This window comes from Hymenobacter sp. BT730 (assembly GCF_030542105.1).
GTDB lineage: Bacteria > Bacteroidota > Bacteroidia > Cytophagales > Hymenobacteraceae > Hymenobacter.
This window is the reverse complement of sequence record NZ_JAUOFB010000007.1, coordinates 1-12175: the sequence shown is the minus strand read 5'-3', so window position 1 is coordinate 12175 and position 12175 is coordinate 1. Positions and strand designations below refer to the sequence as shown.

Below are 12175 nucleotides of genomic sequence, written 5' to 3'. Positions count from 1 at the left end.
CTGATTTCTATAAAACGGCCTTCGGCTATCCCTGTAATCTGGGGGCCGAAGGCCGTTTCTTTTGACAACCCTGGCGACCAGAAAGCGGTACAAGACAGTAGAGTTTTCACCCAAAGCTTTCTACGCCATGAAAAATCAGCAGAATAAGCCTTCCGATAAAAAGCAGCAAACTCCCCAGGCTCCCGATAGCATGCAGCCTAATGCTGCTCCGGTAGATCCAGAAACCCGGAATCACTCGAATAGTGGAGGTAATCAGACCCAGAACCTGAATCAGAATATGATTACGGAAGCTGGCAACCAGATTAAAGGCAATACGCCCGGCGGCAATTTCAATGAAGTGCGCCATACCCAGGCCAATAAGCCCCGCAGCAACCCACAAGGCAACAAGCCTATGTCCGTTGATGGTAATAAAAAAGTGGGCAAAGGTGGCGACACTCGTCACTAGTTGCCCCTAAAAAACAGAACAAAAAAGCCTCTCAAAATTTCTGAGAGGCTTTTTTGTTTGGGTAAAATCCGAGTTGGTCTGATGATTTACGGTACCACGGCCAAGCGCATCACGCGGGTATCCACGTCGCCATTATCAAAGTAATCCTGACCGAAGAGGATACTGCGGTTATCAAGCCAGCGGGGCTGACTAAGGCCCCATTCGGTCTGACGCTGCCAGAGCAGGCGCAGGTTTTGGCCCTGCACTTCCCACACCTGCAGGCCGCTGGGCTCGTAGCGGGCCAGCACATCGGAGTTGCCGCATACAAAATGCTGCCCATCGGGGGAAATTACCGGTGGACTCCACACTTTGGTGCGGCGGCCCGTGTGCTGACTTACCAGCATGTAATAGCCGCCTTCATACAAATGCACTGAGATAAGCCATTGGCTGATACTAGGCAGGGTGGCTACGTACTCAAAAGCAATGTTGGTATCGTAGTCCTCGGCGGGATTATCAGTGAGGCGTATAGTAGCACCGCTACGAGTGCGCAGGAGTAAGCTACGGCCTACGCGGCGTACTGCAGGGCCTGCGGTACGCAGGCGGCGCTGTTCTTCCAGGGAAATATCCAGCTCGGCATCTTCTTCAGCGGCCGAGGTTGTAACCAGCCACGCCGGCGCAGGCAAACGGTTGTAGACGGAGGCAGGAGCAGGGTACAGCTTAAGCACCCGGCCACCTTCCAGCGTGAGAGTATCCAGGTGGGCCCAGCGGTAGATGGGGCGCGGCTCCGCACGCTTTAGGGAGGTGCCGCTGGGCTGGGGTTTAGCCTGTTCTTTGGGTTGAACCCGCAGGGAGCAGGCCGCCAGCATGCTCAGTGCCAGCCCCGAAAGGATGCGTACAGATGGCATCATACTATCGAGAGCACAGCGCTTAAAATTCTTGTTTCAGCCATTGCCGGAAGCTGGCTTGCTGGGCTGGGGTGGCATCCGGTAGCTTCTCTACCGTGATTTTCTGCCAATAGCGCTGCGCTGCATTGCCCTGCAGCGTAACTGTCAGCAGCCGGTTCTGGCGGAACACCGTTACCTCATACTGGGGCAGATGATCCGTGGATAGCAACGACTGCAGATTCATAGCTACGCGGCGGCCATTCACAGCTACAATTTCATCGTCTACTGTAAGGGCCGCAGCAGCCGGCGAGCCGGGCAGAATATCAGTAACCTCGGTCCGCTCGTTTTTCACTACTGCCCGGAAGCCAAAGGTGCCTTCGGAAGCCGAGGGGTTTTCTTCAATCAACAGCATACAGCCTACGGTAGCCAACGCCTCGGCCAGCGGTTCTTCCAGCGCGGCGGTTCCATACACGTAGTCAGAGAAATAGGCCTGCATATCCTGGCCAGCTACTTCGGTTACCAGGCGCATGTAGTCCTGCTCGGTGTAGCCAATGCCTGTCTGGCCAAACTCCTGCCACAGGCGGCGCATCACGTCATCCAGGCTGCGCTGGTGCTGGGAGAGGTTCCGGATAGTGAGGTCGAGCAGCATGGCCACTAAAGCCCCTTTGTGGTACACGGATACTTTGCGGTCCGGCACGCCGGGCTTGTAGCCATCCAGCCAAAGGTCCATGCTGGCATCGGCCAGGGAAAGGTTGTAGCGGCCGTAATCATCGTAATGCTTGCGCAGCACCGTGTTCAGCTCCTGGAAGTACTGCTCCACGGTGCGCACGCCGCTGCGGGCCAGCAGATACTCGCCGTAGTAGGTGGTAATGCCCTCAGCTATGTAGCAGGTGCGGAAGTAATTCTCCCGGGCGTAGTCGTACGGCAGCATCTCGGCGGGCCGGATGCTCTTGATATTCCAGGTATGGAACAGCTCGTGGCAGCTCACGCCCAGAAACTCCTTGTACAGCCCTTCCGTCATCAGCAACTCAGCGGGGCCCAGCGTAATAACGGTGGAATTGCCGTGCTCTACGCCGTGGTAGTGCTTATAAGCAAGAATCTCATTCAGGAAATGATAGTCTGACACCGGAAAGCCCCCGAATAGGGTTAGCTGCTCTTCGGTGAAAGCGGCAAAGTCCTGCAGAATGCGGGACCAGTCAGGCGTGCATTCGCCCTGAATCCAAACGTAGAAGGGAATGCCCTGCACCTGGTAGGTTTGATGCACCAGCGTAGGGCTGGCAATCAAGGGGGAGTCCACTAAATGGTCGAAGCTGCGGGCTTGGAGCGTGTTGGGGCCGCTTTGCGGGAGGCCGCAGGCAATTTGCCAGCCCGTAGGCAGGGCCAGCGTCAACTGACAGGTTTCCTCCTGCCGGCCTTCTACATACATAAAACACTGTACGCCGTTCAGGTAGAGCTGGGTTTCATCCAGCCAAGAGCCACCGGCATCCATTTGGTGGGCGTAGAAATTGTAGCGAACCCGCACGGTGCGGCCAGCCGCGCCGCGTACTTCCCACCGGTCTTTGGTGAGCTTGCGGTAGGGGAGGGCCTCACTGGAAGCGGCATCTTCTACCACCACCCGTTGTATTTTCTGGGCGAAATTCTGCAGCTCGTAGCGGCCCGGCCGCCAGGCGGGTAATTGCAATTCCAGCGCGCCAGAGGCCGTAGTGGGTACTTCAAAGGTTATCTGAACCTGCGCGTAGAACGTGAGCGGGTTCTCAAACGAAACGTAATAGTGAATCATGTAAGCGCGGGGGCGGCAGGGCAGAAAATCAGGAGTAAAGGTACGCCTATCCGGCTGATAAACGCGGGCTTTCTTACGGGTTTGCCCGGCAGATAGTGGTACTTTTGTGAGGGACTTTCCCGGGGTGCTGCGGGAACTTGTTTGCGCTATTGCTGCAAAAAGCCGCCAGAAGCGTTGCCATTTTCAAAACAAGGGCGTACCTTTGCCGGCCTTACCTGTTACTGAGTCACTTCACATATCATGAAACGTACTTTTCAGCCTTCGCAGCGCAAGCGCCGCAATAAGCACGGTTTCCGCTCGCGCATGGAAACCGCCAATGGCCGCCGTGTGCTGGCCGCCCGTCGTGCCAAAGGCCGCAAGCGCATCAGCGTATCCGACGAAGGCCGTCATAAGCGCTAAACCGCTGACGGCTGCCGCCGCTTTGCTCCCACCCATGGATGATACTACGCCGGGGGCGCGCTCTTATTCGTTTTCGAAAGAAGAACACTTGTGCCGAAAAAAGCTCATTGATGAGCTATTCGCGCGGGGTTCTTCTTTTGGTTTATACCCCCTTCGGCTGATATGGCTGCCTGCCCCCGCCGCTACTATGGCGCCGCCGCAGGTACTGGTAAGTGTATCCAAGCGCAATTTTAAGCGGGCCGTTGACCGGAACTACTTTAAGCGCCTGATGCGCGAAGCATATCGGTTAAATAAATTTCGCCTCACGGAGGCAGCAGGAGGCCATAGCGTGGGCTTACTGGCCATTATTTATACCGGCAAGGAAAAAAAGCCTTTTACGCTGGTCGAAAAAAAATTAATTTCAGGGCTAGAGCGTTTGTTGACAGATGCAACGCCGCAGGCCGGCGCGGTGTCTGGTTCGTAGGGTTGTTTACTTGCTTCCTGCTCAGTCTATGCGTAAAAAATCTATTGCTGCCGGTCTTCTGCTAGGAGGCGCTGCTCTCCTCGTATCCTTTCGGTCAGCGTCCGACAACGAGCGCTACTTCGAAATTGCCAAGAACCTCGACATTTTTGCCACCTTGTTTAAGGAGGTGAATACGTATTACGTAGACGAGGTGCCGCCTTCCAGGCTGGTGAAAACCGGGATTGATGCCATGCTCAAATCCCTGGACCCGTATACCAACTACATTCCCGAGGACGATATCGAGGATTTCCGCACCATGACCACCGGCCAGTACGGCGGTATTGGGGCCGTAGTAGTGAAACGCGGGACCAAAACCATTGTGCAGGCGGCCTATGAGGGCTTCCCGGCCCAGAAAGCCGGTCTGCTGCCTGGCGACGAAATCCTGAACATCAACGGTGTAAGCCTCGAGAAAAAGACCAACTCCGATATCAGCAAGCTGCTGAAGGGGCAGGCCAACTCGCAGGTAAAGCTGATGGTGACGCGCTACGGCCAGGATGCGCCGGTAGAAGTCAACATCACCCGCGACAAAATTCAGGTAGACAACGTGCCTTACTACGGCATGCTCACCAATGATATTGGCTATTTCCAGCTGGCCGGCTTCACGGTAGATGCCGGTAAGGAAGTGCGTCTGGCGGTGAGCAAGCTGAAGGAGCAGGGCGCGAAGAAAATAGTCTTCGATATCCGCGACAATCCTGGTGGACTGCTGAACGAGGCAGTGAATATCTCCAACCTGTTTGTGGATAAAGGTCTGGATATCGTCAGCACTAAGGGGAAAGTAACGGAGTGGAACAAGACCTATAAGGCTTTGGATACGCCGCTGGATACCCAGATTCCGATTGCCATTATTACCAGCAACCGTTCGGCTTCGGCTTCCGAAATTGTATCGGGGGTGTTGCAGGACTACGACCGCGCCGTGTTGGTGGGGGAGCGTACCTTCGGGAAAGGCCTGGTGCAGGCCACGCGCCCACTCAGCTATAACTCGCAGCTGAAGGTTACCACCGCCAAATACTACATTCCCAGCGGCCGCTGCATTCAGGAAATTGACTACTCACACCGTGCTGATGATGGTTCGCTGGGCAAGTTCCCGGACTCCTTGCGCACGGCCTTCAAAACCCAGACGGGCCGTACCGTATTTGATGGCGGCGGCGTAGCGCCCGATATTGAAGTAGCGGAGCAGGATATAGCTGAAATTACGCGCCTGTTGCTGCAGAAAAACTACCTCTTCGATTTTGCTACGCGCTACCGCGCCGAGCATGCCAGCATTCCGCCGGCCCGGGACTTTAAGCTTTCGGATGCCGAGTACCAGAAATTTATTCAGTTTCTGCAGGGCAAAGATGTTAGCTACAGCACTGAGGTAGAGAAAAGCCTGGCCGATGTAGTGAAGAAAGCCAAAGAGGAAAAGCACTACGACGACGTGAAAAACGAGCTGGAAGCTATCCGCCGGAAAGTTTCTACCAACAAAAGCAACGACCTGATTCGCTTTAAACCCGAAATCCGGGAGCTATTGGAGCAGGAAATTGTGTCGCGCTACTACTTCCAGAAAGGCAGTATTGAAGCCAGCTTTGATGACGACCCCAATATTCTGGCCGCTGTGCAGGTGCTGAACGAGCCCAACCGCTATGCTGCCTTGCTTAAGCCCGGCGGCAAAGCGGCCAGCGCCATGAAGAGTGCCGGTACGAAGTAAAAAACGGAAGAAGAATTGGATAAAAAGAAAGCTACCTCATCTTTGGGGTAGCTTTCTTTTTATCCTCTGGTTAGAGTGCAGTTATTATGAATGACTATATCCTTCGTCTGAAGCATTGGCAATTATTCTGCTTCTTGCTGGTGCCTCATGTCGCTTCATGGTTTACAAATGATGTGGATATCTTATCCATTTTTAATTTTTTGAAAGCGGTGTTCCTGATGAGTTGGCTGGTTTATCTGGTCAATGCTATGGGCCGGCTCGGGGTATCTGTTCATGGATATAATTTCAAGTGGTTCTTGGTCGACGTCTTTATATTCTTAGCCGCAGTAGGGTATAGCAGTATAATAGATGATCCAATGTTTCATGTTACCACCACTAGTTTTAAAGGTAAAAACGCGGGATTCCTATTATCCCTGTATGTTGTATTTGCCTATTTCCACGTTCACTGGTTTATTACTTCCTTGCTGGAAGAGAAGGAGACAGGACAATTGCCTGATGCAACCCGACGCATAGGCACCTTCTTGTTATTCCTCTTTTGGCCTATTGGCATCTGGTTCATCCAGCCAAGAATAAACCGTTTGTGGGAAAGGCAGATGCGAGAACGGCAGGCGCTGGAAGAAGCTACTTTGTCTTCTGCTATTAGGTAATTAGTGTATGGCTGCCATTGTAGCACTTACCTTTGCAGCATGCCTAGTCTCATTCTCTCCCTCGAAACTTCTTCCACCATTTGCTCCGTAGCCCTGCACCGGGTAGCCGATGGTAGTCTGGTGGGGCAGTCGGAACTGCGGTTGGAGAAGTCGCACTCCTCGCACCTGAGCGTGCTGGTGAATCAGCTGCTGGAAAACTGCCAGTACACGTTACAGGATGTAGCGGCCGTAGCGGTTTCTGATGGGCCGGGCTCCTACACCGGTTTGCGCATAGGAGCGGCCGCAGCAAAAGGGCTCTGCTTTGCGCTGGAAATTCCGTTGGTGGCTATCAGTACCCTGCAGGCGCTGGCTTATCAGGTAGCTTCCTACACGGCCCGGCCGGAGCAATACCTCTTTTGCCCCATGTTGGATGCCCGTCGTATGGAGGTATATGCCGCGCTCTACACCCACGAAGGCCGGGAAGTGCTGGCGCCCACACCGCTTATTCTGGAGGAAACCACGCTGGCCGAACAATTAGCCCACCACCGCTTGTTATGCTTTGGTAACGGCGCCATTAAGTTTCAGCCGCTTGTGGCCGGTAATGCCCATGCCGATTTTCTGGCAGATATTCAGCCATCTGCAGTGGCGGTAGGGGCGCTGGCTGTGCAGGCTTTCCGGGAGCAGGACTTCCGGGATGTGGCCTACTACGAGCCGTTCTACTTAAAAGAAGTATACACCACTACCCCCAAGTCTAAGGCTTAGCACTAGGAGGCAAGCTGTCAAAAAAATCTTCCCTCTAACGTCTATCAGCTATATAATGGAAGACACCCTCATCAACCGCGTCACGCAAAGTGCCCTCACTACGCTCAATCTGGAAGAATTTATTCATCCCGGTGAGCGGGTGGTATATGACATCAAAGAAAACCTATTCCATGGCTTAATGCTGCGGGAAAAGGACTTCCGCGAATTCATCAAAACCCACGACTGGAGCCAGTACGACGGCAAGAATGTAGCCATTATCTGCTCCGCCGATGCCATTGTACCTACCTGGGCGTACATGCTGCTGGCTTCCAAACTGCAGGGCCATGCGCACCGGTACGTGTTCGGCAACTTGGAAGCCTTGGAGCAGGAGCTGTTTCAGGAAGCCATTGCGGGCATTGACGCTGAACAGTACCGGGATGCTAAAATGGTGGTAAAAGGCTGTGGTGAGAAACCCGTGCCTACCTATGCCTACGTGGCCATTATGCAGAAACTTCTGCCGGTGGCCAGCAGCATTATGTATGGCGAGCCCTGCAGCACGGTACCGCTGTACAAGCGTCCGAAAGCCTGATTCGTCGGAAATATTCTTGGCAAGGTCATCTAAAAGCCCCTGGCGTTATAAAACGGCAGGGGCTTTTTGCGTTGCTGAGGTTTGCATGGTCCCGCAGGAGGCTACTTCTGCATCGGCAAAAAGCAACTTTGCATCTTTGCCGGTAAATAGCTCTTATGACGCAACCCCAAAAAGCCGCTTACAAAATCAGTGTCATCACGGGCATTGCCATCGTTATTGCCAATATGGTGGGCACCGGCGTATTTACCAGCCTGGGGTTTCAGATACTGGGCCTCAAAAGCGGCTTTGCGCTGCTGATGTTGTGGGCCGTGGGCGGACTCATTGCCCTATGCGGGGCGCTCAGCTATGGCGAACTGGCCGCGGCCATGCCCCGCTCGGGCGGTGAGTACCACTACCTCTCCCGGATTTACCACCCCGCGGTAGGCTTTCTGTCCGGTTGGGTATCGGCTACGGTTGGGTTTGCGGCTCCCACGGCGCTGGCGGCAATGGCTCTGGGAAAATATGCGCAAAATGTATGGCCCTCGGTGCAGCCGCAGGTGCTATCGGTGGTAGTAGTATTGCTGCTCACAGGGGTACATGCCAGCAGTAAGCAGGTCGGCAGCCGCCTGCAGGTGCTGATTACGGCCATTAAAGTGCTGGTTTTGGTTGGTTTTATTGGTGCCGGGCTGGTGGCCGCCACTCCACAGCCCTTATCCTTCAGTCCCAGTGCGCTGAGCTGGAAGGAAGTGTTAAGCCCAGCCTTTGCCGTTTCCCTGATTTATGTGTCCTATGCCTATTCCGGCTGGAATGCCGCTGTATATATGACGGGGGAAGTGGATGATCCGCAACGGAATCTGCCACGCATTTTGCTCATAGGTACGGCCGTGGTTCTTCTATTATATATAGGAGTGAATTTCGTGTTCCTGTATTCCACCCCACTAAATGCTTTGGCTGGCCAGGTCGAAGTGGGTTTCGTGGCGGCTAATTCGCTGTTCGGTCCTGCTATTGGCCGCCTGATGGGCGGCGTTATTGCGGTACTGCTGGTATCCACTATCAGCTCCATGATTTTTGCCGGGCCGCGCATTGTGCAGGTAATGGGAGAGGACCTGACGGGCCTGCGCGCGTTGGCTCACGTAAGCCGGGCCGGTATTCCCGTGCGGGCTATGCTGTTGCAAACGGTGCTTACCTTGGTTTTTATTCTCACAGCCACCTTTGAACAAGTATTGCTGTATGCTGGCTTTGTTCTAAGCCTGTTCACTTTCCTCACCGTGCTGGGGCTATTTATTCTGCGCTGGCGCCGCCCCGATTTGCCCCGCCCATACCGGGCTTGGGGCTACCCCATAACGCCCCTGCTCTTTTTGGGCTTAAGTGGCTGGACGCTCCTGTTCCTGCTGCGTGATAAACCCATGGAATCCGCGTACGGGTTGGCTACGGTACTATTGGGTCTGCTGGTATATAAGGCGGTTAGCCGCCCGGCAAAGGGGCAAAAGTCAGCTACTGCATTACACTCTATATATAAGGAGTGAAAATGCTGAAAAGCTAACTTGCTGCTCCTACCATTTTGTCCTCCTATATCCCCTACATGAGAATTTCCCTCTTCAGGTTTCTGGCACCACTTGCTTTCACGGCTCTCGTTGCCTGCTCAGAGAAAAAAGACACAGCCAGCGAACAGCAAAAACCGGCTTCCCCTACTTCGGTAGATACCGCCGCTACTCCAACTGTTGCGGTGCCGGCCCCGGATACTACGGCCATGCAGGACGTAGCGGCCTACCTGGCTGGTCAGCCCGTTAGCCACCAGAGCGACCTGCGCCCCCTTACGGCCCAGCCCGCCTGGCAGGCATTTGCCGCCGATGCCGACAAAAGCTGGATCAATTATCACAACACCCGCACCAGCCGCATCCAGGCTTGGGCCGCCGGTGAGCTGGATTCTGTACGCCGTAGCAGTTCCACGGTGTTTTATCCCTTCAGCGGGCCCGACTTCCTGAATGTCTACACCATGTTCCCTACCGCCCAAACCTTTGTATTGGTGGGCTTAGAGCCGGTAGGTACTGTGCCACGCCGTAGCACGCTGGAAAATCCTAGGTTGTTCAGCGCCATCAAAGCCTCCCTGTGGTCAGTGCTGAACTTTAGCTTTTTCCGCACCAACGATATGGCCATCGACCTAAAATCCGTTGAGTTGGATGGCGCTTTGCCGCTGATGATGCTCTTTGCCTCGCGCACCGGCAACCAGGTAACCGATATCCGCTACCTCCAGCTCGACAACAAGGGCCAGATGACCGAAGCCGATACGATGACCATTCACCGCCCAGGCTCCAAAATCATTCCCGGCGTAGAAATGAAGCTGCGCGATGCTAAAGGCCAGGAGAAAAGTGTGTACTACTTCTCCGCCGACCTCAGCGACTGGAAGCTAGGCACCACCAAAGATGCCATTCTACAGTATGTGCGCATCCTGGGCCCGGTTGTTACTTACGTTAAGTCGGCCACGTACCTCATGCACAAGCCATATTTCAGCAAAGTGCGCAACCTGATAATGGACCGCAGTAACTATGTTCTGCAGGATGATTCCGGCATTGCCATGAAATACTTCCCCGCTTCTGACTGGCAATTCATTTATTATGGCACCTATAAGCGCCCTATCAACCTTTTCGCGAAGCACTATCAGCCCGAGCTAACCCAGGCCTATACCGATTCAGTGCATCGTCCCCGTCCATTGCCCTTTGGCACCGGCTACAACTGGCGCCAAAACGACTCTAACCTGCTGCTGGCCCGCCGTAATAAAGCAGTAGGGGAGTAGCTCATCGGCTATACTCTATATAATAGGTATAAGCTGCGCCTATCTGGCAGCAGGAAGTAAAGAGGTTGTGGCATATAAGTCGCAACCTCTTTTCGTTTTTTACCAAATAAATAGGGAAGGGGCAGCAGTGCTTTCGTAGGAATCAATTGCTTCACTGATTTTCCGTTTCAATACCCCAATTAGGAATGTGCATCCTTCAGCCCTTACATCCATTTCTGTTCTGTATACTCCTATATATAATGAGTAGTAGCGCCAGCAGTCCTTCTAAGGTGCAGCTTTCTGCACCTGACGTTGCGCCGCTAGCTGTCCACCGGGATTTGCTCGATAGTCTGCTTCATAGTGACGCCCGCTTAGCCGAAGTAGTAAACCACGCCGATAAGTACGAGCTACAAATTATCTACACTCAAATTAACCGCGACCAACAGAACCATCCACACTTTACCCAATACAACTATCACCTCAATGCCCGGCAATACTTCAACCCGGCCAGTCTAGTAAAATTGCCCACTGCCGCTTTAGCTCTTGAAAAGCTACACCATCTAAGTAAGCGTGAGCTCACGCGTCGCACTCCAATGGCTACTGGGGCAGCTTTCCGCTGCCAAACCACCGCCCCCTACCTTCCCTCCGCCGATTCCGACCAGGTAAATACTGTTGGCAATTACATCAAGCGTATGCTACTCGTCAGCGACAACGCAGCCTATAATCGTCTTTATGAGTTCTTAGGGCAGCGCCCTCTCAATGAGCGGCTGTGGCAGTTAGGTTACCCCACTGCCCGCATCACACGCCGCTTTGCTCCTTGTGATACAGCCGCTAACCGTCACACTAACCCTATTGCTTTCCTGAATCCCACTAAGGGCCAGGTTATCTATCAGCAGCCCGCCACTGTAAACCCGCATTCTTTCCCTTTGCCATTAGGCCGCATCCAGAAAGGCCGTGGCTACCAAGCTGGTGGGTACATTATTTATCAGCCCTATGATTTTACTACTGCTAACTATCTCCCGTTGCAGAATGTGACGGATATGCTCAAAGCAATTCTATTCCCAGAAGCTACTCCATCTGCCCAACGCTTCCAGCTCACCCCCGATGATTATGCTTTCCTCCAGCATTACCTATATAATACACCGCACCGCTCTGGTTTTTCGCGTTACCGCAACCGCGCCTATTTCGATGCCTATAAGAAGTATCTATACTATGGTCGTCAGCCTTATCAACATGCACAGGCCGGACTACGCATATATAATGTAGTAGGAATGTCGCACGGGTATTTGGCGGATGTAGCCTTTTTCGCCGATTCAACGCATAAAAGCGAATTTATGCTCAGTGCTGTGCTCTATGTAAATCAAGATGGTATTCTGAATGATGGTTCTTATGAGTATGAATCCATCGGTATGCCCTTCCTGAAAGCATTAGGGCACGTGCTATATCAATACGAAGCAAAACGTCCACGCACCCGTCGCCCAGACCTTTCATCTCTATTTGAGAAAGAGGCTCAACGCTAGATTGCTTTATATACAAAGGCCATGAAAGGGGAGCTAGAAGCCATTAACAGGCTACTCAAAACTTTTTTAAGAGGGTGATGAACTAAAGGAAACCTTCAACCGGTTATTGCTCAGGGCACTAGCGAAAGCCGGGCTTGCCTTACCCACTTACTCTGCCAATTTCTTCGGGCGGGGGTTTGGAAATGGGGGAGAAGAGTCGCACTTTTGCACTCCCAAACCGGAACGCGGCAGGGCAGGCAGGCATCAGGCCACTGGAAAAAGTTTTGAGCAGGGA

Annotated in this window: 12 protein-coding genes; 10 read left to right on the top strand and 2 right to left on the bottom strand. The window is 53.5% G+C overall.

Going from position 1 to position 12175, the window contains the following annotated elements:
* Positions 1–127 precede the first annotated feature (127 nt).
* Positions 128–445, top strand: a complete 318-nt coding sequence (locus Q4G72_RS15455) for a hypothetical protein (RefSeq protein WP_303312329.1) — start codon at positions 128–130, stop codon at positions 443–445.
* A gap of 86 nt (positions 446–531) precedes the next feature.
* Here the strand turns inward: Q4G72_RS15455 and Q4G72_RS15450 are convergent, their stop codons facing one another.
* A complete protein-coding gene (locus Q4G72_RS15450) occupies positions 532–1332 on the bottom strand; it encodes a hypothetical protein (protein ID WP_303312328.1) in 801 nt (266 codons plus the stop codon).
* Between the two features lie 19 nt (positions 1333–1351).
* Positions 1352–3088, bottom strand: coding sequence for a M61 family metallopeptidase (locus tag Q4G72_RS15445; RefSeq protein ID WP_303312327.1), 1737 nt, complete (start codon positions 3086–3088; stop codon positions 1352–1354).
* Between the two features lie 240 nt (positions 3089–3328).
* Here Q4G72_RS15445 and rpmH point away from each other — a divergent pair, with 240 nt between their 5' ends.
* The 9 genes from rpmH (at position 3329) to Q4G72_RS15400 (ending at position 11901) form a co-directional block, all read left to right on the top strand.
* Positions 3329–3487, top strand: a complete 159-nt coding sequence (gene rpmH / locus Q4G72_RS15440) for a 50S ribosomal protein L34 (RefSeq protein ID WP_044511719.1) — start codon at positions 3329–3331, stop codon at positions 3485–3487.
* 34 nt (positions 3488–3521) lie between these two features.
* Positions 3522–3950, top strand: a complete 429-nt coding sequence (locus tag Q4G72_RS15435) for a ribonuclease P protein component (protein WP_303312326.1) — start codon at positions 3522–3524, stop codon at positions 3948–3950.
* 28 nt (positions 3951–3978) lie between these two features.
* Positions 3979–5673 (top strand): S41 family peptidase, encoded by a 1695-nt coding sequence (locus Q4G72_RS15430; protein ID WP_303312325.1) that lies wholly within the window; start codon positions 3979–3981, stop codon positions 5671–5673.
* 86 nt (positions 5674–5759) lie between these two features.
* Positions 5760–6320: a hypothetical protein gene (locus Q4G72_RS15425; RefSeq protein WP_303312324.1), complete on the top strand. Its 561-nt coding sequence runs from the start codon at positions 5760–5762 to the stop codon at positions 6318–6320.
* Between the two features lie 39 nt (positions 6321–6359).
* Entirely contained in the window at positions 6360–7061 is a 702-nt protein-coding gene (gene tsaB / locus Q4G72_RS15420) for a tRNA (adenosine(37)-N6)-threonylcarbamoyltransferase complex dimerization subunit type 1 TsaB (RefSeq protein ID WP_303312323.1), read from the top strand.
* 55 nt (positions 7062–7116) lie between these two features.
* On the top strand, positions 7117–7629 hold the full coding sequence (locus tag Q4G72_RS15415) for a DUF2480 family protein (RefSeq protein ID WP_044511731.1): 513 nt from the start codon (positions 7117–7119) through the stop codon (positions 7627–7629).
* 155 nt (positions 7630–7784) lie between these two features.
* Positions 7785–9134 (top strand): APC family permease, encoded by a 1350-nt coding sequence (locus Q4G72_RS15410; protein WP_303312322.1) that lies wholly within the window; start codon positions 7785–7787, stop codon positions 9132–9134.
* Positions 9135–9190: 56 nt separating this feature from the next.
* Positions 9191–10402, top strand: a complete 1212-nt coding sequence (locus tag Q4G72_RS15405; RefSeq protein ID WP_303312321.1) for a hypothetical protein — start codon at positions 9191–9193, stop codon at positions 10400–10402.
* A gap of 269 nt (positions 10403–10671) precedes the next feature.
* A complete protein-coding gene (locus Q4G72_RS15400) occupies positions 10672–11901 on the top strand; it encodes a serine hydrolase (RefSeq protein WP_303312320.1) in 1230 nt (409 codons plus the stop codon).
* The last annotated feature ends 274 nt before the right edge of the window (positions 11902–12175 follow it).